Below are 23,339 nucleotides of genomic sequence, written 5' to 3'. Positions count from 1 at the left end.
AAAAATTAAATTATGCGTAAATTTATTCTATTAGTAACAATCGTTGCTACTACTTTATCATGTAATAATAATGGTAAAAAAGAAAACATTAAAATACTACCAGATTCTGCAGGACCAGTTAATAAAATAGCTATTGTAATAAATAACGAATTATGGGAAAATAGCGTTGGAGATACTGTTAGAAGTATTATGGCACAATCAATAGATGGATTGCCACAACCAGAACCAATGTTTTCTTTAAATCAAATACCAACTCAAGTTTTTACAGGATTTGCAAAACAAAATAGAAGTATTTTAAAAATAGAACAAGGAAAAGCAGATTTTAAAATTGAAAGAGATGTACACGCAAGACCGCAAAAAATTGTTACAATTTCAGGAAAAGATATAGCCGAAATTAAGGAGCAAATAATAAATAAAGCAGATAATATTGTTGAGGCTTTAAAAGAAGAGGAAATAAGGTACAAACAATCACAAATGAGTAAATCTCTATCTAATACTACAGATGTTCAAGAATCTTTAGGTATTAAGGTAAAGTTTCCATCTTATTACAGAGTAGCAAAAACAACAGCAACACCAGAAGATAAATTTAATTGGATAAAACGAGATTTACCAACAGGATATACAAATGTGTTGTTTTACGAATTACCATTAAGCGCTATTAAAAAAAATGATAGCTTAGTAAGTGAAATAATAAAAACAAGAGATTCTATTGGAAAAAAATATATTGCTGGTCCTGTAGACGGTAGTTATATGGCAACAGAAATGGCTTATGCACCACATGTTTACGAAACAATTATAGATAATAAACCTACAATAGAAGTTAAAGGTCTTTGGGATGTAAAAAAACAATTCATGTCAGGCCCTTTTTTAATGTATTTAATAGAAGATAAAGTAAATAATAGGTATTTGGTTGCAGAAGGATTTGTTTATGCTCCTTCGGTATCTAAACGTAATTATGTTTTTGAATTAGAATCTATTATAAGGTCTATTAAAATTAATTAGTAATATTTTTTAATATAAAGCACAAAAAAACCATCGCATTGCGATGGTTTTTTTGTGTTATTTAGTTTAAAAAATTACTTTTTTTCTTCAGCTTTTTCTTCGTCTTCTTTACTAGCGTCTTTAAATTCTTTAATTCCGCTTCCAAGTCCTTTCATTAATTCAGGAATTTTTTTACCTCCAAAAAGTAATAAAATAGCCAAAACTATTAATCCTATTTGCCATGGGCCTGGCGCTAAAAATATACTTAGTGATATCATAATAATTGTATTTAAAGCACAAAGTTAGTAATTAAAGTTTTTATAATGCGTTAAAATGTATAACAATTAAGTAATGTCTTTGTTATATAGTCTCTTTTAAATTGATTTGTGAGAATAAAGATTAGAGCATTTAACTTAGTTCGGGTTAAAGAGTATAAAAACTACACTATAAAAAAAGCGTGTAATTTTAAAATTACACGCTTTTTTAAAAAATCTTAATTTTTTAACTAATTTTATCACACAAATGACTTGTGTATCTAGATGTCGTTATAGCTTCTCCTGCAGCTTCAACATCGCTACCTCCATTAATTGTCATTAGCATATTACTGTTTAATTCTGTAATGTTACTTTTTTTAAAGTTTAGTTTTTTTGCTTGAGTTTTCATAAAAAAGATTTTAAAAGGGTTATTAGTTACTTCAAATATCTAATATTAAAACTTATAATAAAAAATATAACTCCCTAAATTTATAAAAAAACAGTATAAAAAAAAGCATCAAAACACCTATAAATATTATGTTTTATAGAATGCTTTAGGATGCTTTTATTTTTTTTAGTAGCTTGGCTTAAATTAGATTAATTCCTTATAATGCGAGCATTAAAATTACTTATAATACTATTTATTGTATCTCTATTTTCAATTCAATCATTCTCACAACAGGATAAACAAATATTAGAAGATTCCATTAGAAATAATATTTATAGTCATCCAGCCAAGGCTTTAAACTATCTTCATAAATACCTTAGTATTTTAGAATCTGAAAACAATATAGAAAATATTATAATTACTAATTCATCCATAGCTGCTGCTCATGAGATAATGAACCAAACGGATAGTACGCTTTTTTATCACTATAAAAATTTAAGTATAGCAGAGAAACCTAAAGATATTATTCAAACAAAGCATAGTATAGCTAGGATTTTAGAGAATAAAGAACGTTTTAGAGAGAGTTTAAGATTATATCAACAAACTTTAGCCTTAGCAGAAAAAAATGAAGACTCTAAGTCTATAGAAACTGTTGAAGCATATATAAGATCATTAAAATTAAAAATAAGTAAATCTAATAACGCTTTAGAAGAGCTTAAAACAGATTATAACAATAAAATTTTACTTGGCGATTTTAATTTAAGGTTTATTAGAAAAACATTAATTGAGGCTTATATAAAGGCAGAAAAATTAACGGAAGCAGAACAGTTAATAACAGATGGTTTAGCTGAAGCAAAAGCTAAAAATGATTGTGAGTTTGTTTATCACATGAATTTTTTAAAATCTAAAATAGATGTGTTTAATAACAAGCTCAATTCTGCAAAAAAAGCAAGCGCAGAAGCTCTAACTTGTGCAATAAAACTAAAAAATCAGGAATTTATTAATGAAATTAAATATAGAAATGCAGAAATTAATTTTTTGAGTTCTAATTTTACTGCTGCTATAACAGATTTAAATATAATAATAGAAAGTACAATAGATAAAACACCATTACAAAAAATAAAATACTATAAACTGATTTCAGATACCTATAATGCTCTTAAGGATAGTAAGATGGCAGATGTATTTTATTATAAATATTTAGAGGAAAAACAAAAAGTTTCAGAGAACAAACTAGCTACTTTAGAGACTTTATATAACTTTAATTTAAATAAAAAAGTAGCTTCATTACAAAGTGATTTTGAATTAGAGTTAGACCAAGAGATTTTAGAAAAAGAAAAATATAAAAAAAATAATTGGGTATGGACATTTATTAGTATTTCGCTAATAGTTTTAATAGTTGCTTTGTTTTTCTTTTTCAAAATGAAAGCTTTTCAAAATCAGAAACGTTTTAACGAACTTATGATTAAAATTAAAGCTTATGAAGATAAAAAGAAGACTACTACTTTAGGTCCTATTGCTAATAAAAAAGAAGAAATAGATAAAGAGCTTAAAGAAACACAGGATATAGTAGGTGAAAATGATTTAAAAAAAGAGGTAGAAATAGAGCTGTCCAAAACAGAAAAAGTTAACACTACTAGAGAAAAAGAAAATGAAGAAGAAGACTCTGGTTATGTTATAGATGATAAAAAAGTAGAAGAAATATTAGTAAAAATTCAAAAATTAGAGGATAAGCAATATTATTTACGCCAAGACTGTACTATGCATAATATGGCTAAAAAACTCAAAACAAACACCTCATACCTCTCTAAAATAGTAAATACTCATTTAGAAAAATCTTTTAGTACTTACATTAATGAGCTTAGAATCAATCATGCTATATTAGAACTGAAAAACAACAAGCGTTTGCGCTCTTATTCTGTAAAAGGAATTGCAGAAGAAATGGGCTATAAAAATGCAGATGCTTTTTCACGTTATTTTAAAGTTGCTACAGGTATTTCTCCTACTGTTTATATAAAAAAGATTGAAGAAATTAAAAATAGCTAACATTGCTTTAATTAATTGATTTTAAATGTTTTACATTTTGAAAAAGCATGGTATTTTTTATAAATATACGGTAGCTTAGTTTGGAAGTGACTTTTATTTAAACTTACTTTGAACCATCGAAAGATATGTTCTATTAATTATAACTCAAATAAAACATTTATTAATTAGAACAAAAAAAAAACAGAGCTCTGTAAAGCCCTGTTAATTTTGAAAACACAAATTTTCATGTATTCCGTGTCCGTCAACATTGAATACTCTACAAATATATATATTTTTTGTATCACTACAAAGTAGAATATATTATAAAAGAGTCTTCACTTATTTTTTCGGAATACATAATTAAATATTGCTTAGGCACGATAGCGCTTGAGATGAAAAGTTGATGAACACACTATGGTTTGTTAGTAATCAACTTTTCATAAAAGAATTAATTATAAATCTAAAAAATTCGAAAAAATGAAAACATTACACCACAAAAATCAGGAAAATGAAGCCTTAGGCTTTATCTCTAACGAGCTACAAGAAGAGTTTACTACCGTTTGCCTTTCATTAGGCGATGCCATAATTTTAGATTAAAAGTACAATTTAAAATTATGGAAGAGATTAAAAACTCTTTTAAAGAGCATTTAAAAAAGAGAACAATAGTAGAAATCCAACAAGAGAAATCTTTATGGAAAAAGCTATTAATAAAGTTAAAAATTTTCACAAAAAGAATTTAAAACAAAACATTATGAAAACACAAAACTCAAAACTAGTTTTTAAGAAAAGTTCAATTAGCGAATTAAATACTAACCAATTAAGCCAAATTAATGGAGGAACAGTCTCTTCTATTTCACCAATGCTTCCTACATCTATAATTACAGTCTCTATAATTACAAACGGTAGTCAAGGAGAAGATATACAGTCTAGATAAAATAAATTGAAAGTACAATTAAAATAATAATTACAAAATATGAAAACACAAAGTTCAAAATTACAGTTCGACAAAAATTCAATTACAGAGTTAAATAGTTCTGAATCTATAGCTGTAAATGGAGGATGCCAATGGAGCCAATCATCAGGGCCAACATTAACTATAAAAATATCTATAGTTGCAGATAATCCATCACAAAACGATAATATTTCATTTTAGAATAATCTAGAAATTATGAAAACACAAAAGAAAAAACTCAACTTTAAAAAGGATGTAATTGTCGAGCTTAACGACAAACAAATTGAAAATATAAACGGTGGATCATGGACTGTTGTAGAAAGTATAATTAGGGCAACAACCTATGGAACTTGGATAGATAATGGACCACTTTAAAAACCAAATTAAAATTATGAAAACACAGGACAACAAATTAAAATTAGATTTTAGAAAAAAATCAATAACAGAATTAACAGATCAAGAAACATACGCTGTAAACGGAGGAACAAGTTTTTTATGCTCTAATTGTATGACAGTAACTATACCAATTACTATTAAATAAATTTAAACATTATTAATAGAAATTGAAGAAATAATCATTAACAACAATAAAAACCAAATTAAAATTATGAAAACACAGGACAACAAATTAAAATTAGATTTTAGAAAAAAATCAATAACAGAATTAACAGATCAAGAAACATACGCTGTAAACGGAGGAACAGGTTTTGTATGCTCTAATTGTATGACGATAACAATAACAATGACTATTAAATAAAATATCCGTTAACAACAATAAAAATCAAATTAATATTATGAAAACACAAAACACAAAACTAGTATTTAAAAAGAACGCAATAACAGAATTAACAGATGCAGAAATTCACTCTGTAAACGGAGGAACAGGAATCGTTTGTTCAAATTGTATGACAATTTCAGAAAAATCAATAACTGTAACAGTTATAAATTAACAAACAATTATGAAAACACAAGATAACAAGCTTAAGCTTAATAAGAATTCTTTAATAGAATTAAATATTGATTCTATGGCGACTGTTAATGGTGGAAGCTGGACAGTAATAATAGACCCTATAAAAGAAAAAATTAAAACAATTACTCAATAAATAATAACCATTAAAAACACAAATTATGAAAACACAAAACACAAACTTAGCCTTCAACAAAAGTTCAGTAACAGAATTAAACGATAACCAATTACAAGATGTAAATGGAGGAACTTCTCCAGTATGTACAGGGATTATTATTAGCCTATTAATTACAAGAAAATAAAATTTATTAAACACTAAAAAACACAAATTATGAAAACACAAAACACAAGTTTAGCCTTTAACAAGAGTTCAGTAACAGAATTAAATGATAACCAATTACAAGATGTAAACGGAGGAACTTCTCCAGTATGTACAGGGATTATTATTAGCCTATTAATTACAAGAAAATAAAATTTATTAAACACTAAAAAACACAAATTATGAAAACACAAAACACAAGCTTAGCCTTTAACAAGAGTTCAGTAACAGAATTAAATGATAACCAATTACAAGATGTAAACGGAGGAACTTCTCCAGTATGTACAGGGATTATTATTAGCCTATTAATTACAAGAAAATAAAATTTATTAAACACTAAAAAACACAAATTATGAAAACACAAAACACAAGCTTAGCCTTTAACAAGAGTTCAGTAACAGAATTAAATGATAACCAATTACAAGATGTAAACGGAGGAACTTCTCCTGTATGTGTAGGAGTTATTATTAGCCTATTAGTTACAAGAGAATAAAATTTATTAAACACTAAAAAACACAAATTATGAAAACACAAAACACAAACTTAGCCTTCAATAAGAATTCAGTAACAGAATTAAATGATAACCAATTACAAGATGTAAACGGAGGAACTTCTCCTGTATGTGTAGGAGTTATTATTAGCCTATTAGTTACAAGAGAATAAAATTTATTAAACACTAAAAAACACAAATTATGAAAACACAAAACACAAACTTAGCCTTCAATAAGAATTCAGTAACAGAATTAAATGATAACCAATTACAAGATGTAAACGGAGGAACTTCTCCAGTATGTGTAGGAGTTATTATTAGTCTATTAGTTACAAGAGAGTAAAATAGATTATTAAAATTAAAAAAAACCTGAACAAAACATTTGTTCAGGTTTTTTTATAAAATTAGGTTTGTTTAATTGAAGAAGAAAAAAAAATTATCTAAAACGATAATCTTTTCTGTCTGTATTCTAGTAAAGAGAATGTTTTATTCTCTTTAGAAAACCAAATTTTTTATTAAAATAATCAATATATAAAGACTGTTTTTCCAATTTTTTTAGTTTTTAAAAAAGACTTGTCTAAAAATAGATTAATTTCTTCCTCCTTATTAAATACTTCATCAACAGGAATATTACTTGAACCGTCTCTACTTAACATTTTTAAACCATTTTCTAAATCTTCGGTAGTACCTAAACAATTAGCTCTAATTTGTATGTTTTTAGAGATTAAATTACTAATTAATGAAGGCAAGTTGGTATATGAATCTTTGCTTTGTATCTTTTCACTAGATTGATTAAACATCCCACAAGTAACATAATGTGCTTCAAAATTTAAATTAGGCTGTAAGGCTACAATGTGTGTATCTGCGAAAGGATCTAGAACAGCATCAAAAAACAAGTTTTTAGGTATATTATTATCTTTAAAATTATAAATAGTTTTAATGAAAGGAAATAGTTCTTTTACCTTTTTAGTCTCTTTTCCAGAATATGATAATCCATAAATAGTACAGTTTTTATCTCTTAAAAAATTAAGTATAATTAAAGAAGTATTTGAGGTTACAGAAGTCACCAAAACATTTTGTCCGTCTTTAATATCTGCTTTTCTTATCATAGATGTAGCAGTCTGGACGCCAATACTCATTCCAGCAGCTTGTTCTACAGGAATATTTTTAGGAACTTTTATTAATTTTCCTTTATGAAATATTTCCAACTCTTTACTACCATGATTGCTTGGTATTCCAGGAGTTGCATTAAAAGGAGCAATAGGATAAGCACAATTAGCAATCACATAATCTCCAACTTTTAAATTATTTACAGTTTTCCCAATCTTTAAAACTTCTCCACAAAACTCAGAACCAATAGGGTAGTATGTGTCTTGATCTGATTTTTTTAATTTATGCCACGCATTTTCAATAACACCAAAATCTCTATAGTTTAAAGAAAAGCCTTTTTTCTTTACTAAAACCATATCGCTATTATTCTCATTGTTTTCATCAATTTCGATATCTGGCACATGTATTAGTGCTAGCGGTATTTTTAGAGAATCAATCTCCAAAATATACTTGTCTGCTTCGTCTAATTTTTCTGCTAATGATGGGCTTAATACGCCTAATACTCTCATAATTTTTATTTTTAAGTTTAAAAAAAGAGCGCTAATTAGCGCTCTTTTAAATGTAGTTGCTATTAATCTAAGCAGTGGTTACTGCTTTTCTTTTTTTTTGTATGTGCATTTGCTTACTGTAATATTTAAAAAGCATATCGTAAACAACCATTTCATGTATACGTTGTTTTGATAAGAAAATACGGTTACAAACCATGTGTAAGTAACTAAGTACAGTATTTTCTAATCCACCAGGCAGGATATTTTGATCTGCCAGAGATTTTAAGTTCTGTACAACTGTTTTGTTTTTAACAGAACGTTCTTTTAAAATATTCCACAATGGTTCATACATATCAGCTTTAGCCTCTTCATTTAAGAAAATTTCAATATTAGACATGTTCTCACTGTACAGTTCGTTTACTTGCTTGTTTAATGTTCCAGTTTTGTTAAACTCTTTACCAAATGCTGTTTTAGCGATGTTTAATAGCTGCATTTTTTGTTTTACATTAAATCCAAAGTCATTAAGTAAATGATCCATAGAAAGTAAAGAAAATAACCAACGCACACGTTCTCCAGCATCACCTTCAATCATATCTGCAAATTTAACAGTAGCTTCGCTATCATTATAATACAAATCTTCTGTAGCATCTATAGATTCAAATCCATAACGTTGTAATTCTCTTAAGTATGTATCTGTTTGTGTTTTCCAAATTAACAGGTTGTCTTCGAATGGTTGTATGTGTTTTTTAATAATTAAGACACACTCAGAGAATTTTGTTTGGTCATTTAAGTGAATTCTAAATCTTAAATGGTGTCCATCTTTATCATAATAACGAATAAAGAACCATTTATCAATTAGGTTATTAGCTTCTAGTTCGTCAACTATAGGCTTAATGGCTTGGTTAAGTAATTTTTCTCCTACACGCTCACCACAATAAAATTTGTAATAAAGCCACTCATCTCCAGTAGAATATGATGCTTTTTGTAACGTTGCTTTTTGTGCTTGTAATTGCTGTGTTGGTTTAATGTCTTTTGCTTTTGGAGCATTTTTATAAGATGGTAAAACAAATTCATTACAATATGATCCAGTTACAGTATCTTCTTCAAAAAAGAATTCTTTAAGTTGAATAAAATGCTCTCCTTTCATCATGTAATAAAAAGTCTTACAACTTAAATCATTTTCAAAATTCAAAACAACTTCATTATCTCCTTGAGCAAAAGCCACAATATTAGGGATATCTCTTTCTTTTTGGAAGTCTTTAACTACTTTTATAATGTCCTCTTTTTTATTATCTAAAATAGATTGCATTGTTTTTTTATTCAAATTCCAAGTAGCACGAGAAAGTACAACACCTTTATAGCTTACTCTTGGTAAAAAGTTGAATTCGTTTTGTAAACTTCCCCAACTAAATCCTAATCCAGATTGCTCTTGGTCTTGTAAGTCGCATAAAAAATGATAAATAGGTAATGCGTTAGCACTATAATTATGAGCGTTTCCAAGGCGTGGAATAATTTCTTTATTTAAGCGTTTAGAGCGTAATATTACTTTTCCTCTTTTTACAGAAACGTATAAGTCGTCAACATTTAATTGGTGATCTTCATTTAAAGAAGAGTTTCCTAAATATGGAATTTCATAATCTCTTTGAAACTTTCGATATAGAATATTACCTGTTCTAGCTTGAGGTAAATGAATAATCTCAGCTAAAATTTTATCTGGATATAATGCTTTTTCATTTTCATGAATGGTGTTACACATCTCTTCTATGGTTTCATCTAAATGAGCAAAACGACCAATTAATCCATTTGCTGAAGGTCCCCAAACAGTTTTTAAATGAACTTTTTCTTCACCATTTTCATGAAACACATTAAAAAACGTTGAAAAGCTATCTGGATATAAACTTTCTTTCTCTTCAAATTGATTAATTTCTTCGTCTGTTAATTCAACTTCAACAGCATTTTCTTTTAAAGCCTTAAGTGCCTTTTTAAATAAAAATCCAGTTTTATCTGTCCAATTAATTTGTTTGCTTGAGGCTTGATTCCCTTTAATTGCTAATTTATCGACTAAAGGTGTTTTTGCACTAGCACCTTTGGCGTATCCTATTCCTAAGTCTGGATCAAGAACATTTATAAGTGGCTGTTCATACTCTTCATAACGTTCTTGAAATTTCTTTTTAAAATCATCCAATGCAGCATTAGACCTTTCATTACTTAATTTATTTAAAGCAACTATTGCTACACGAAGTTTTTTAACAATAGAATAGCTTAAAGTTGCATTAGGTAAACTTTTAAAGCTGTCTACTTGAAACAGTTTAGTAATGTCCGCTTCTTGAATTTCTTTTTCTATTTGTTCGTGTATCTCTCTATATTTTTCTGGGTTGTTAAATACATTATCATCTATAGCAGAAATTTTACTTTTTAGAGAAATAAGTAGTTCTTTTACAACATTTGCTTCATAAAAATTAAAACGGTCTTCTTTTAAAACAGTTAAAAGACTTTCTAAATAATCGTCACCAGTTAAAGTGAATTCTAATTCATTAACAAAAAACTGACTATCGATAACTTGATTAATAAATGCTTTAGCATCTTCAACACTAATATTATCATCTATAATAGGCTTTATAAGTTGTTCTATTGTGGCACCGTTTTGAGCAATTTCAATGGTTTTTTCTAAATATTCATTAATATCAACTTCAGATATTTTATGGCATCTTGCTCTGTCTTTAAAGTAATATTCTACAAAACGGTACTTATCCATAACTTTATACATAGAATTGTTAGGATAGTACTTTAAAACCTCTCTAATTTCTTTATGTTTAGTGATTTCTGGCAAAATTTCACCTAAAAAATACATATCGAATTTTGTTGTACGTTTTAATTCACCTTCAGCAACATTAATATCTGTTTCTTTTGCTAAATCAATAGTACTTACTGAAGCCCATAATCCAAAAGGAGTACAACGGTTTGCCAGCCTGGAGGTATATTTATATAAAGAACCTTTAAGGTTTTTAAGTTCGTCTTCAGTTTGAAAAGCTTCACCTTTTTCCCACATTTCGAGAGCTTTGTAAATGTTTGGAGAGCCAATAAATAAAGCCTCTCTGTGTTTTGGAACTTTAAATATTTCTTGGATTTCCTCCCAAGTAATATCAATTTTTTTAACGCTTAGCGGTGTTCTAACAACCGCTTTGTTTGCAAATGAGTGATTTTTCATAATCGACGGATTTTTTTTAGTTATACATTTAAATTGCTCCACATTTTAGCATAATAGCTATTGTTGGCTAATAGTTCTTGGTGTGTTCCAGACTCGACAACTTCACCTTTTTTCATGGCAATTATCTTATCTGCTTTAACAATAGATTGTAATTTATGGGCAATTATTATAATGGTTTTTCCTTGTTTTTGTAAATCGGTAATTAGGTCTTTTATAACCAATTCGGACTCAGAATCTAATGCAGAAGTTGCTTCGTCTAAAATTAGAATTTCTGGATCTTTATAAAGAGCTCTTGCAAATGCAATACGTTGTCTTTCTCCACCAGAAAGGTTAGCGCCAAATTCTCCTAAATAGGTTTCAAAACCATTAGGTAAAGATTCTATAAAGTCGTAAGCGCCTACTTGTTTAGAAACTGTTATAACTTTTTCCATATCTGGGCTGTACTCTCCAATTGCAATATTTGAAATTATAGAACCATCAAACAATTCAACATTTTGAGGGACTGTTGTTACTAAAGCATTAATACTGTCTTTGGTTATATATTTTAAATCGTAATCTCCAATAAGTATTTTTCCTTCGCTTGGTTGATAGACATTTTGAATTAATGATGCAATTGTACTCTTACCACTACCGCTTTCCCCAACTAAGGCTGTAAATTTACCTCTTGGAATTGTTAAAGTTATATTTTTAAAAATGTCTCTACCTAATTCATAATGGAAACGAACATTATCGAACTGTATGTCTCCAAAAGAATGTTCTGATATGGTAATATTAGCTTCGTTTGCCTCTGTTTCTAAATCCATGATACCAAATAATCTATCTGCAGCAATCATTGCGTTTTGGATGGATTTGTTAGTGCCAATTAATTGTGATGCCGGTCCGGTAAAGTATCCTATAATTGAATAGAATGAGAATAATTCTCCAGGAGTAATTTCTCCATCTATAACATAAAAAGTACCTGCCCAAAGTAAAATAACGGTGAATACTCTAGAAATAAACTGTGTAGAGATATTAGAAAAAACATTATTTAATCCAGATTTGTAAATAGTTTTTAATAAATCTATAAATTTTAATTCTGTTTTGTTTTTAGAAAATTGCTCAAGAGATAAACGTTTTACAGTACCAATATTTTTTATAGACTCTACTAGTTGAGATTCTAATAGTGCGTTTTTTTCCATCACTTGTCGCTCTACTTTTTTATTAAGACTATTAACTATAAAGTATATAATTATATACAATGGAATAATTAGTGTAATTATAGCAGCTAGTTTCCAGTAATAGGTGTACATGAAAATGAAAGAAAAAATTACAATAAACACATTAACGACTATGCTTAAAGCTGTTTCGTTAATTAGTAATCTAATTTTTACAGCGTCACCAATTCTAGACATTATTTCACCAATTCTCATAGTATCAAAAAACTTTTGAGGCATTGTAAATAAGTGTTTGTAATAACCTAAAATAAGTCTTGAATCTATTTGCTGACTTGTTTTTAGCATGAATACATCTTTTAACGCACCAAATACAAATTGAAGAATGATACATACTAAAACAATAATACTCATTAAGTTTAGCAGGCTTTTATTGCCACTTACTAAAACAAAATCTGTTATTTTTTCTATGTATATGGAGACAGAGAACCCTAAAACAGTATAAATTATTGAGCCTATTAACGCTTGAATAAGAATATGTTTATGCGGATTTAATAAAAACGACATGCGTTTTAAATTCGAAAATTTTTCATTTCTTTCTTTAAAAATATCTTCATCAGGAATAAGTATTAACATAAAACCTGTAAAAATCTTTTCAAACTCAGCCCTTGTTTTCTTTTCTAGCTTACCATTTGCAGGATCCATTACTTTTACATAATCCTTAGTTACTTTATAGATAACCATGTAATGTGGAAACTCATGCTCTTCAAGCTTAATCATAACATGCGCTATAGCAGGTAGAGGAATTTCCTCTAAACTATCCATAGAAGCTTTTACACCTTTTGCAATAAAATCTAATTTAATTGCTGCTTCTCTAAGACCTAAAAGCGTTGTTCCTTTTTGGCTAGTATTTGCATACTGCCTAATTCTTGCAATTGGTAAGCTTAGTTTATAATGCTCTGAAATAGAAGCTAAACACGCTGCACCACAGTCACTAAAATCATGTTGTTTAATTTCTATTTTACTCATTTTTATTGTTATAAGGGTTAAACCAATCGTCTATGCTATCAAATAATAGTTGAAACAAACTTCTACGTGTTAAAAAAAATCTACTTGTAACTGTCATTCCTTTTTTTAAATCACCACGAGCACCATTAACCAGCGAGAGATATTTTTCGTTAAGAGAGCTTCTAACTTTAAAAATATTGGAGTTATTTATTTGAACAATATCTTTACCAACTTCTGTAATTTCACCAGTTGCAAATCCCCACTGGTTGGAATTGTAAGAGTCTACTTGGTATTTGGCTTCAATACCCTCATCTATATAGCCAATATCAGAAGGTGATAGAAAAGACTCAATAACTAAATTTTTACTCGGAGATATGTTTGCTAAATTACTTCCTGCATTTAAAATACTTCCTAAATTAAAACCTTGAACATTTATTAATTCTCCATCTATAGGAGCAATTAAAACATACATATCTTTTTCTTCTTTAAGTTGTTTTTTGTTAGAATCTAAATTTTCTAAAGACTGTTCATAATCTGTTAATTCTGTTTGCCAAGTTAATTGAGCTTGTTTATAAATATTAGTTCTGTCGTTTTTTAATTTATTTAGTTCTAATAAGGCATTATCATACTCAGATTTTGCGATAACATCTTTTTCAAAAAGTATTTTTGCACGATTGTATTCTGCTTGAGTATTTTTAATAATCGTATTTATATTAAATAACTGTTGTTGGAATTTTAAATATTCCTTTTTGTATTGCTTAGTTTTTAGTTTAGAATAGTTTCCTTTAATTAGAAATTCTAAATCTTTAATAAAATTTTCGGTATCTTCTTTTTGAGAATCTATTAAATTATCACGTTCATCTAAAATCTTTTGGTTCACTACCAGCAGTGTATCTCCAACCGAAACAGATTGATTTTCTATTAAATTAAAATAAGTAATACGGCCAGTTGCAGGTGCAAATAAAGTTACGGGCTTTTCATGCGATGTAATAATACCACGACTAGTTGTATATATATCTACATAAATAAAAGGTAGTGCTGCTAATGCTGTTGCAAGCACTAAAAAAATAATCCAAAATATAAGATTAGTTTTTTTACTGTGTTTAGCAATATGATATTCTACTGTATTATGTAAAATATCTTCTGGGAAAATATTGTTTTCATTCATAATTTTTAGACCATTAATAAGTTAATAATAATATGTCTTTTTTATTAAGAGATTTTATGAATGAAACTCTAATTAATAAATATAACATGTGCTTGAGTATTTTAATCAAAGCAACATATAATAATAAACAAATACAAAGTAAGTGTCCTTAATTTTATAAAATAAAGTATTATCAAAATTTTATTAAATAGTTAAAAAACAGCTATTTATGTTATTTTTAATATAAATTAAATAAAAAAAGTCCATTTAAAATGTTTTACAAAAAAGCCTTTTTTATATTTGTTACAACATAGGTTATGAAAAAAAAGAAATCAAAAAAAATATCAAAAAAATTACTTCACAAGTATCGTTTGGTGATTTTAAATGAAGATACTTTTGAAGAAAGGTTATCGTTTAAATTAACAAGGCTAAACGTTTTTGTATTGGTTGGTATTTCATCTATTGCATTAATAATTTTTACTATTTTACTTATTGCTTTAACACCATTAAGAGAATATATTCCAGGATATTCTTCCACAGCTTTAAAAAAGAAAGCAGTAGAACTTAATTACAAAACAGATTCATTACAACAGGTAATTACAAATAATGACCAATATTACGCATCTATAAAAAAAGTATTAAAAGGGGAAATTAGCGCTGTAAACTTTAATCGAGACTCTATAATTGAAGCGGCTAATATTGAGACAAACGAAATAGATTTAACAGCAAACAAAGCAGATTCCATATTAAGAGTAAAAGTAGATAAGGAAGATAAGTATAGTCTTTTTGAAACAGCAAAATCAAAAACCAATTTTGTTTTATTTCCACCTGTAAATGGTGAAATTAGTGAACATTATAACACAAAAGAAAAACACTATGCAGTAGATATTGTTGTTGCAAAAAACACACCAGTAAAAGCAACAGCAGATGGAACAGTTATTTTTGCAGAATGGACTGCACAAACAGGTTTTGTAATTTTAATAGAGCATAGTCATGGCTTACTTTCTGTATACAAACACAATGCAACGTTAACCAAAGAACAAGGAGATTTAGTAAAAGCTGGAGAAGTAATTGCTACTTCTGGAAATACAGGCGATTTATCTACAGGGCCACATTTGCATTTCGAATTATGGAGTGATGGCTATTCTGTTAATCCAACAAATTTTATAGATTTTAAGAAATAAATATGTCGTTAAAATCAATTTTAGCAAAATCATTTGCAAAATATATTTACTATAAAGTTCAAAAATGGTCTAATAATCCTATTGATACTCAAGACAAAGTATTTAAGAACTTAATAAGCGAAGCAGCCCAAACTAAATTTGGTAAAGATCATGATTTTGTTAGTATAAATAATCATAACGATTTTGTAAAACGAGTACCAATTCGTGATTATGAAGCACTAAAACCTTATGTAGAAAGAGTAGTTGCAGGAGAAAAAGATATTCTCTGGAAAGGTAAACCACTCTATTTCGCAAAAACATCTGGTACAACTTCTGGTGCAAAATATATTCCTATTACTGCCGAAAGCATGCCTAATCATGTTAATGCGGCACGAAATGCTATTTTATTATATATCCATGAAACAGGAAATTCTAAATTTGTAGATGGCAAAATGATTTTTCTACAAGGCAGTCCTGTATTAAAAGAACAAAACGGAGTACAATTAGGGCGTTTATCTGGAATTGTAGCACATTATGTACCAAAATATCTTCAAAAAAATCGTCTTCCTTCTTGGGAAACCAATTGTATAGAAGACTGGGAAACTAAAGTAGATGCTGTAGTAGAAGAAACTTTACCAGAGAATATGACAATTATTTCTGGTATACCATCTTGGGTTCAAATGTATTTTGAAAAGCTTCAGAAAAAAACAGGACAAAAAGTTGGCGATATATTTAAAAACTTTAACCTATTTATTTTTGGAGGTGTTAATTACGAACCATACCGAGCAAAGTTTGAAAACCTAATAGGAAGAAAAGTAGATAGTATAGAACTATATCCAGCAAGTGAAGGTTTTTTTGCTTTTCAAGACAAGCAAAAAGAGAAAGGAATGCTGCTTCAATTAAATTCTGGAATGTTTTATGAATTTGTTTTGGCTGAAGAGTTTTTTAATGAAAACCCAAAACGAATAACTATTAAAGACGTAGAATTAAACAAAAATTACGTAATAATAATTTCTACTAATGCAGGACTTTGGGCTTATAATGTTGGAGACACAGTAATGTTTACAAGTATAAAACCATATAGAGTTATTGTCTCTGGGCGCATAAAACATTTTATTTCAGCATTTGGAGAACATGTAATAGGTAAAGAAGTAGAGCATGCTTTAAAAGAAGCTACTAAAGGCACATTGGTTAGTATAAACGAGTTTACTGTAGCGCCTCAAATTAATCCAGAATCTGGTTTACCATATCACGAATGGTTTATTGAATTTGAAAATAAGCCAGAAAATTTACAAGATTTAGCAATAAAAATAGATAATGCATTACAACAGCAAAATAGTTATTATTTAGATTTAATTGTTGGTAAGGTTTTGCAACCGTTAAAGATATCTGTAATACAAAAAAATGGATTTCAAAACTACATGAAATCTATTGGGAAATTAGGTGGGCAAAATAAAATTCCACGCCTCTCAAACGATCGTAAAATAGCAGATGCTTTAAATACCGAAATAATATTTAAATAATAGTATATTTGCCAGCTAAGGAAATTACATGAGTAAAATTAAAAAACACGAAAGAACAAGAGCTCAAGAAAGCTCGAACGCTATTGAAAGAATGTACATTACAATGAGGCATTTATTCAACCGCGGTTTTTATAAGCCTATGGGCGTGTCTGGAGAAACTCTACGTGAAGCTCTTTTAGTATTAAGACCAGAAATTTATGGTTCTATAGCAGACGAAAAAGCTGAGCTAGAAGGACTTTTGTATGTTATAGATAGATTACCTATAGGTATAGAAGAGTGTCGTTTTATTAACTTAACAAGTGACGAAGGTTATGCTAATTCTCATTTTGAAGCCATAATACCTCCAAAAAGAAGACGAAATTGCTACAGGATTGATGCAGAGCAAATGAATATTGAAATTACACGAGGAAGAAGTGAAATTTACGATATTTTAACACATTTAACCTTTTTATTTGTTGAGTCTCATAAAATTTTTAAAAGAGTAGTTATAGATGATAAAGGCTCTACAACTAGAGACTGGATTAAACTTGAGGCAGCAGTTTTAAGTAAAAAGAAGCTAACAAAACCAGAAAGAGAAATTGCAATAACACATACAGCTAATATTTTAGGACGTACATTTAAAGAATTAACAGATGTTTATCCTGTGTTTGCTACAGCTAAACATCCAGAACGTTTATTAGAAATAGTATATTGGCTAGGTAAATTAGCAATAGATGAAGTTGTTAATAATAATAAGCGTACAGTAACTTTTAGTCCTGTTTTAAGAGAGCGTTTAGGGCATCATATTCATGGAGAACGTTGGGCAAACACTATAAAAGAGACATTAAAAGCAAACGGTTTATTATCTAGACCAATTCATATAGTTAGTGCAAATCTTCATAGTGTAATGAATACGCTTTATGCACCACAAGCTTTAAAAACGTTATCAGCAAAAAAGAATATATTTGAGGTTTACGAGGCTTTAAGTAGCTCAGAAAACGAGAATTTACGCAATAAAGTAACACAAAAAGCGTTACAGCAAGGGATGATATATATCAAAGATAGCTCTGGAACTAACATAAATGTTCAGATTTTTGATACTGCTAAATTTGATATAAGCCATACCGATTTAGGTATAAAAAAACAAAAAGAGTCTAACGAGAATAAGCCTGTACTTTTTGTAATGGATTATGCATTTGGAGAGCAAGCTTACGAAACTATAGATGAGTTTTTAAAACCATTTGGAGAAGGAAAAGATAAAATACATTTAAATATTGAATCTATTTCAATAATGGGAAAAGCCGGAATTTTAGAAGGAGGAAAAGGAGATATTATGATTCCTTCTGCTCATATTTTTGAAGGCACAGCAGACAATTACCCATTTAAAAACGAGCTAAAAAAAGAAGATCTTGAAGCTCAAGGAGTAGATGTTTACGAAGGAAGTATGATTACTGTTTTAGGAACATCTCTTCAAAATAAAGATATCTTAAAGTTTTTTAATATGTCTACATGGAATGTTATTGGGCTTGAAATGGAAGGAGCCCATTACCAAAAAGCAATTCAAGCAGCATCAAAAGTAAGAGGAAGTATTAATCCAGACGTAAAAGTAAGATATGCATATTACGCCAGTGATAATCCATTAGAAACAGGAAGCACATTAGCATCTGGTGGTTTAGGAACTTCTGGTGTTAAGCCAACTTATTTAATAACAAGAAAAATATTACAACAAATATTTAATTAATTCAAACTATGAGTCAAGAATTACCATCAAATAAAAACAACAATGAAGAGGTTGATTTAATTGTGTTTTTTAATCTTATTGGAAATGTTTTAAGTAAAGTTTTTAACTTTATCTCTACTGTTTTTAAAGCTATTTTTTCTGTTATTATTTATACTATAAAAGTATTTATTAATGGTTGGAAAATTGTTTTAGGAGTAATAGTAATTTCTGCTATTATTGGTTATGGATTAGAAAAAGTCACACCCAAATATTATCAGTCAGAAATGTTGGTTAAGCCATATTTCGATTCAAAATTCCAATTAGTTAATAATATTAGTTTTTTCAACGCTTTAATAAGTAATAAGGATTATAAGCAATTAAATTTAATATTTAACTCAGATAGTACTTCAAATGTAAATGTTGAAAATATTAAAGGTTTTACTATAGAACCAGGACCAGAAACTGAAAACGATCGTATTTTACAATATCAAGATTTTGTACGTGAACTGGATAGTATAGGTCGCTTACAAGTGGATTATGATCGATTTATAGAAAACCGTAGTATTTATTCTGGTAGTATATTTTTAATTACTGCAAAATCTAATAAAAAAGATATTTTTAAAGATTTAGCATATGGTATTAATACTGCCTTTACAAACGAGTATTCAAACTCAAAGAAAATAAAGGATACATTATTATATAAAATACAAAGAGAAAACATAGAAGAGAGCTTAGACGAGGTTCAAAAACTTCAAGACATTTATATTCAAGCTCTACAAGAGCAAGCAAAAAGTCCAGGACAACGTGTAAGTGCAGGAGAATTTTTATTAACTAAAGAAAAAGAGTTAGATACTAAGGAGTATGCCTTACTTGATAAAGAACTTGATTTAAGAAATCAATTAAGAAAATTAGACGAGAAACGAATTACAGAAGATGTTTTTGTAGATGTAATCTCTAGTTTTCAACCAGTAGGAAGGCAAGAAATAGGCTTGTTAGACAGATATTCTATTGTTTTTCCAGTTGTAGGCTTTATTTTACTATGTTTTTTATATCTTATTAGAAGAGTAATTTTTTATGCTAAAAACTATGAAGGATAAAACTATTTTAATTACGGGAGGAGCTGGTTTTATAGGCTCTAACTTTATACCATATTTTTTAGAAAACAACCCAGAAACCCACTTAGTAAATTTAGATAAATTAACTTACGCTGGAGATATAACAAATATAAAAGAGATTGAAAACAATCCTAATTATACTTTTGTTAAAGGAGATATTTGTAATAGAAAACTAATTGAAGATTTGTTCGATACGCATAAGTTTTCTGGAGTAATTCATTTTGCTGCAGAGTCTCATGTAGATAACTCTATTAAAAATCCAGGAGCATTTATAGATACTAATATTACTGGAACATTTAACTTATTAGATGTTGCAAAACAACACTGGATGAATGGGCCTAATCAAGTAAAAACGGGTTTCGAAAATGCTAGATTTCATCATATTTCTACAGATGAGGTTTATGGAACTCTAGGTGAGACAGGTTTGTTTACAGAGCAAACACCATATGCTCCAAATAGTCCATATAGTGCATCAAAAGCATCTTCAGATTTTATAGTTCGTAGTTATTTCCATACTTATGGCATGAACGTTGTTACAACCAATTGTTCTAATAACTATGGGCCAAAACAACATGATGAAAAGTTAATTCCTACAATTATAAGAAAAGCCATTACTGGAGAAAATATACCAATTTATGGCGACGGTAAAAACATTAGAGACTGGTTATTTGTACTAGACCACTGTAAAGGTATAGAGTTAGTTTTTAAAAAGGGAGAAGCTGGAGAAACATATAATATTGGAGGAAGAAACGAAAGAGATAACTTATATATAGTTAATACAATTTGCAAGATTTTAGATGAAATTAAACCAGCTGAAACATCTTATAAAAAGCAAATTACATTTGTAACAGATAGGCCTGGTCACGATTTTAGATACGCTATAGACGCCTCTAAAATAGAAAATGAATTAGGTTGGGAAGCCGACGAAAATTTTGAAACAGGTATTAAAAAAACAATAAGTTGGTACTTAAATAAATATAGCTCATAATATGAAAGGTATAATATTGGCAGGAGGTTCAGGAACACGTTTACATCCATTAACTTTAGCAGTAAGTAAGCAGTTAATGCCTATTTACGATAAGCCAATGATTTATTATCCCTTATCTACATTAATGTGGTCTGGAATTAAGGATATTCTTATTATTTCTACACCTCACGATTTACCATTATTTGAAGCTTTACTTGGAGATGGAAAAAAATTTGGATGCAATTTTGAATATGCAGTACAAGAAGCTCCAAATGGTTTAGCAGAAGCATTTATAATTGGAGCCGATTTTATAGGTAACGATAAAGTAGCACTAATTCTTGGTGACAATATTTTCTATGGTACTGGCCTAGAAAAGCTTTTACAAGATAATAATAATCCAGAAGGCGGTATTATTTACGCTTATCATGTACATGATCCAGAACGTTATGGTGTTGCAGAGTTTGATGATAATGGTAATGTTATTTCAATAGAAGAAAAACCAAAAAAACCAAAATCTAATTACGCAGTACCAGGTATCTATTTTTACGATAATGAAGTGGTTAATATTGCTAAAAATATAAAACCAAGCCATAGAGGAGAATTAGAAATTACAGACGTAAATAAAGAGTATTTAAGGCAAGGAAAATTAAAAGTAAGTGTCTTAGACAAAGGAACCGCTTGGTTAGACACAGGTACATTTAAATCTTTAATGCAAGCCTCTCAATTTGTTCAAGTTATAGAGGAAAGGCAAGGTTTAAAAATTGGTGCTATAGAAGAAGTTGCATATAGAATGGGTTATATAGATAAAGCACAATTAAAAAAACTTATAGAACCATTAGTTAAAAGTGGTTACGGTAAACACCTTTTGAGCATTTTAGAACATTAATATTAGTATAATGAAAGTTTTAGAAACAAAATTAAAAGACTGTTACATTATAGAACCTAGAGTTTTCGAAGATAAAAGAGGTTATTTTTTTGAAAGTTTTAATACCAAACAGTTTCAAGAGTTAACTCACTTTAAAAATACGTTTATACAAGATAACGAGTCTTTTTCTACTAAAGGCGTTTTAAGAGGCTTGCATTATCAAACAGGAGAACATGCACAATCTAAACTAGTTCGAGTTATAAAAGGTAAAGTTTTAGATGTAGCAGTAGATTTAAGAAAAAACTCAAAAACTTTTGGAGAACACGTTGCTGTAGAACTTTCAGAAGATAATAAAAAGCAACTGTTAGTACCTAGAGGTTTTGCTCACGGTTTTGTTGTACTTAGTGATACTGCAATTTTTTCATATAAATGCGATAATTACTATAATAAAGCATCAGAAGCTGGTATCATTTTTAATGATAAAGATTTAAATATAGATTGGCAAGTGCCTCAAGAGGAGCTTTTAGTTTCAGATAAAGATAGTATACTTCCAGCGTTTAAAAATGCTGTTATTGAATAAGAATTAAGTATATCTATAAGCTAAGAGTTAAATAATATTTTGCAGTAATAAACAATAGGTTTACTTATATAAAGAAAGATAAAAATGAAAACTAAAGTTTTAGTTACTGGTGCAAATGGTCAGCTTGGTCAATGTTTACAGTTATTGGCTTCAAAAGCTAACATTGAATTTACTTTTTTAAATAGTAAAGAATTAGATATAACCTCAGAAAAAAGTATAAAAAACAACTTTAATTCTACTTATAATTTTTGTATTAATTGTGCTGCGTATACAGCAGTAGATAAAGCTGAGGAAGAAAGAGATCAAGCTAATTTAATAAATAATATAGCTGTAAAAAATATTGCAGAATCTTGTAAAGAAAACAATATTACATTAATTCATATCTCTACAGATTTTGTGTTTAATGGAAATAAAACTCAAATGTATTCTGAACAAGATAGCACTAACCCAATTTCGGTTTATGGACAAACAAAGCGAGATGGTGAAAAAGCTATAGAAAGTATATTAACTAAATATTTTATAATTAGAACCTCTTGGTTGTATTCTCAATTTGCAAATAACTTTGTTAAAAGTATGCTTAACTTATCTAAAACTAGAGATACACTTGGTGTGGTAAGCGATCAAATTGGTACTCCAACTTACGCTATAGACTTAGCAAAAGTTATATTAGAAATTATTAAACAAGATAAAAATTACGGTTTATATCATTATAGCAATAAAGGTGTTGCTAGTTGGTACGATTTTGCTAAAGCAATTTTTAATAAAACAAATACTAAAATTACTTTAAACGCCATTCCTACATCATCATATCCAACGGCAGCTAAAAGACCAAAGTATAGTGTTTTAGATAAAACTAAATTAGTAGAAAATTTTAATATTGAAATCCCAGAATGGGAAGATAGTTTAGATACTTGTTTAAAAGCTATATTTTAATATAAC

The 23,339-nt window shown here is 28.5% G+C and carries 29 protein-coding genes; 23 read left to right on the top strand and 6 right to left on the bottom strand.

Annotation, left to right across the window (positions count from 1 at the left end; translation table 11 throughout):
* Positions 1-12: 12 nt before the first annotated feature.
* Positions 13-1,002, top strand: coding sequence for a DUF4837 family protein (locus tag CLV86_RS09150; RefSeq protein WP_121051801.1), 990 nt, complete (start codon positions 13-15; stop codon positions 1,000-1,002).
* 74 nt (positions 1,003-1,076) lie between these two features.
* Here CLV86_RS09150 and CLV86_RS09145 read toward each other — a convergent pair whose 3' ends face one another.
* Positions 1,077-1,259: a Sec-independent protein translocase subunit TatA/TatB gene (locus CLV86_RS09145; RefSeq protein WP_076731561.1), complete on the bottom strand. Its 183-nt coding sequence runs from the start codon at positions 1,257-1,259 to the stop codon at positions 1,077-1,079.
* Between the two features lie 223 nt (positions 1,260-1,482).
* Complete coding sequence (locus tag CLV86_RS14250; protein ID WP_170148529.1) at positions 1,483-1,644, bottom strand: hypothetical protein; 162 nt, start codon at positions 1,642-1,644, stop codon at positions 1,483-1,485.
* A 201-nt stretch (positions 1,645-1,845) separates the two neighbouring features.
* Here CLV86_RS14250 and CLV86_RS09140 point away from each other — a divergent pair, with 201 nt between their 5' ends.
* The 14 genes from CLV86_RS09140 (at position 1,846) to CLV86_RS09095 (ending at position 6,719) form a co-directional block, all read left to right on the top strand.
* Complete coding sequence (locus CLV86_RS09140) at positions 1,846-3,669, top strand: helix-turn-helix domain-containing protein (RefSeq protein WP_121051799.1); 1,824 nt, start codon at positions 1,846-1,848, stop codon at positions 3,667-3,669.
* A gap of 730 nt (positions 3,670-4,399) precedes the next feature.
* The gene (locus tag CLV86_RS09135; protein WP_147427028.1) at positions 4,400-4,582 is read left to right on the top strand and encodes a class I lanthipeptide; all 183 of its coding nucleotides are present in this window, start codon (positions 4,400-4,402) and stop codon (positions 4,580-4,582) included.
* Between the two features lie 39 nt (positions 4,583-4,621).
* On the top strand, positions 4,622-4,801 hold the full coding sequence (locus tag CLV86_RS09130) for a class I lanthipeptide (protein WP_121051795.1): 180 nt from the start codon (positions 4,622-4,624) through the stop codon (positions 4,799-4,801).
* A 15-nt stretch (positions 4,802-4,816) separates the two neighbouring features.
* Positions 4,817-4,975, top strand: a complete 159-nt coding sequence (locus CLV86_RS14245) for a class I lanthipeptide (protein WP_170148528.1) — start codon at positions 4,817-4,819, stop codon at positions 4,973-4,975.
* 16 nt (positions 4,976-4,991) lie between these two features.
* A complete protein-coding gene (locus CLV86_RS14240) occupies positions 4,992-5,141 on the top strand; it encodes a class I lanthipeptide (RefSeq protein ID WP_170148527.1) in 150 nt (49 codons plus the stop codon).
* Between the two features lie 66 nt (positions 5,142-5,207).
* The gene (locus CLV86_RS14235; protein ID WP_170148526.1) at positions 5,208-5,357 is read left to right on the top strand and encodes a class I lanthipeptide; all 150 of its coding nucleotides are present in this window, start codon (positions 5,208-5,210) and stop codon (positions 5,355-5,357) included.
* Between the two features lie 37 nt (positions 5,358-5,394).
* Positions 5,395-5,550: a class I lanthipeptide gene (locus CLV86_RS14230; RefSeq protein WP_170148525.1), complete on the top strand. Its 156-nt coding sequence runs from the start codon at positions 5,395-5,397 to the stop codon at positions 5,548-5,550.
* A gap of 9 nt (positions 5,551-5,559) precedes the next feature.
* Complete coding sequence (locus tag CLV86_RS14225) at positions 5,560-5,703, top strand: class I lanthipeptide (protein WP_170148524.1); 144 nt, start codon at positions 5,560-5,562, stop codon at positions 5,701-5,703.
* A 25-nt stretch (positions 5,704-5,728) separates the two neighbouring features.
* Complete coding sequence (locus CLV86_RS09120; protein WP_121051791.1) at positions 5,729-5,869, top strand: class IIb bacteriocin, lactobin A/cerein 7B family; 141 nt, start codon at positions 5,729-5,731, stop codon at positions 5,867-5,869.
* A gap of 29 nt (positions 5,870-5,898) precedes the next feature.
* A complete protein-coding gene (locus CLV86_RS09115; protein WP_121051789.1) occupies positions 5,899-6,039 on the top strand; it encodes a class IIb bacteriocin, lactobin A/cerein 7B family in 141 nt (46 codons plus the stop codon).
* Between the two features lie 29 nt (positions 6,040-6,068).
* A complete protein-coding gene (locus tag CLV86_RS09110; RefSeq protein ID WP_121051789.1) occupies positions 6,069-6,209 on the top strand; it encodes a class IIb bacteriocin, lactobin A/cerein 7B family in 141 nt (46 codons plus the stop codon).
* A gap of 29 nt (positions 6,210-6,238) precedes the next feature.
* Positions 6,239-6,379 carry a class IIb bacteriocin, lactobin A/cerein 7B family gene (locus CLV86_RS09105; protein ID WP_121051787.1) on the top strand — a complete coding sequence of 47 codons (141 nt, stop codon included), beginning with the start codon at positions 6,239-6,241 and terminating at the stop codon, positions 6,377-6,379.
* Positions 6,380-6,408: 29 nt separating this feature from the next.
* Positions 6,409-6,549: a class IIb bacteriocin, lactobin A/cerein 7B family gene (locus tag CLV86_RS09100; RefSeq protein WP_121051785.1), complete on the top strand. Its 141-nt coding sequence runs from the start codon at positions 6,409-6,411 to the stop codon at positions 6,547-6,549.
* Positions 6,550-6,578: 29 nt separating this feature from the next.
* Positions 6,579-6,719, top strand: a complete 141-nt coding sequence (locus tag CLV86_RS09095; protein WP_121051785.1) for a class IIb bacteriocin, lactobin A/cerein 7B family — start codon at positions 6,579-6,581, stop codon at positions 6,717-6,719.
* Positions 6,720-6,900: 181 nt separating this feature from the next.
* On the opposite strand, the gene CLV86_RS09090 is transcribed toward CLV86_RS09095, so the two are convergent.
* From CLV86_RS09090 to CLV86_RS09075, 4 genes are all read right to left on the bottom strand, one after another.
* Positions 6,901-7,995 carry an alcohol dehydrogenase catalytic domain-containing protein gene (locus tag CLV86_RS09090; protein WP_121051783.1) on the bottom strand — a complete coding sequence of 365 codons (1,095 nt, stop codon included), beginning with the start codon at positions 7,993-7,995 and terminating at the stop codon, positions 6,901-6,903.
* 67 nt (positions 7,996-8,062) lie between these two features.
* A complete protein-coding gene (locus tag CLV86_RS09085) occupies positions 8,063-11,182 on the bottom strand; it encodes a lantibiotic dehydratase (RefSeq protein WP_147427027.1) in 3,120 nt (1,039 codons plus the stop codon).
* A gap of 20 nt (positions 11,183-11,202) precedes the next feature.
* Complete coding sequence (locus tag CLV86_RS09080; RefSeq protein ID WP_121051779.1) at positions 11,203-13,362, bottom strand: peptidase domain-containing ABC transporter; 2,160 nt, start codon at positions 13,360-13,362, stop codon at positions 11,203-11,205.
* Positions 13,355-14,509 carry an HlyD family secretion protein gene (locus CLV86_RS09075; RefSeq protein ID WP_121051777.1) on the bottom strand — a complete coding sequence of 385 codons (1,155 nt, stop codon included), beginning with the start codon at positions 14,507-14,509 and terminating at the stop codon, positions 13,355-13,357. The genes CLV86_RS09080 and CLV86_RS09075 overlap by 8 nt, the downstream gene beginning before the upstream one ends.
* A 296-nt stretch (positions 14,510-14,805) precedes the next feature.
* Here CLV86_RS09075 and CLV86_RS09070 point away from each other — a divergent pair, with 296 nt between their 5' ends.
* From CLV86_RS09070 to rfbD, 8 genes are all read left to right on the top strand, one after another.
* A complete protein-coding gene (locus tag CLV86_RS09070) occupies positions 14,806-15,672 on the top strand; it encodes a M23 family metallopeptidase (protein ID WP_121051775.1) in 867 nt (288 codons plus the stop codon).
* Positions 15,673-15,674: 2 nt separating this feature from the next.
* On the top strand, positions 15,675-17,174 hold the full coding sequence (locus CLV86_RS09065; protein WP_121051773.1) for a GH3 family acyl-acid amido synthetase: 1,500 nt from the start codon (positions 15,675-15,677) through the stop codon (positions 17,172-17,174).
* A 28-nt stretch (positions 17,175-17,202) separates the two neighbouring features.
* Positions 17,203-18,894, top strand: a complete 1,692-nt coding sequence (locus tag CLV86_RS09060) for a DUF6909 family protein (RefSeq protein ID WP_121051771.1) — start codon at positions 17,203-17,205, stop codon at positions 18,892-18,894.
* Between the two features lie 8 nt (positions 18,895-18,902).
* The gene (locus CLV86_RS09055) at positions 18,903-19,970 is read left to right on the top strand and encodes a hypothetical protein (protein ID WP_121051769.1); all 1,068 of its coding nucleotides are present in this window, start codon (positions 18,903-18,905) and stop codon (positions 19,968-19,970) included.
* A complete protein-coding gene (rfbB, locus tag CLV86_RS09050; protein WP_170148523.1) occupies positions 19,960-20,976 on the top strand; it encodes a dTDP-glucose 4,6-dehydratase in 1,017 nt (338 codons plus the stop codon). Before CLV86_RS09055 ends, rfbB begins: the two co-directional genes overlap by 11 nt.
* Position 20,977: 1 nt before the next feature.
* The gene (gene rfbA, locus CLV86_RS09045; RefSeq protein ID WP_076731555.1) at positions 20,978-21,841 is read left to right on the top strand and encodes a glucose-1-phosphate thymidylyltransferase RfbA; all 864 of its coding nucleotides are present in this window, start codon (positions 20,978-20,980) and stop codon (positions 21,839-21,841) included.
* A gap of 10 nt (positions 21,842-21,851) precedes the next feature.
* Complete coding sequence (gene rfbC, locus CLV86_RS09040) at positions 21,852-22,400, top strand: dTDP-4-dehydrorhamnose 3,5-epimerase (protein WP_121051765.1); 549 nt, start codon at positions 21,852-21,854, stop codon at positions 22,398-22,400.
* Positions 22,401-22,484: 84 nt separating this feature from the next.
* Positions 22,485-23,333 (top strand): dTDP-4-dehydrorhamnose reductase, encoded by an 849-nt coding sequence (gene rfbD, locus CLV86_RS09035; RefSeq protein ID WP_076731553.1) that lies wholly within the window; start codon positions 22,485-22,487, stop codon positions 23,331-23,333.
* Positions 23,334-23,339 lie beyond the last annotated feature (6 nt).

It is taken from the genome of Lacinutrix venerupis (assembly GCF_003663945.1).
GTDB lineage: Bacteria > Bacteroidota > Bacteroidia > Flavobacteriales > Flavobacteriaceae > Lacinutrix > Lacinutrix venerupis.
This window is presented reverse-complemented; position numbering and strand designations above follow the sequence as displayed.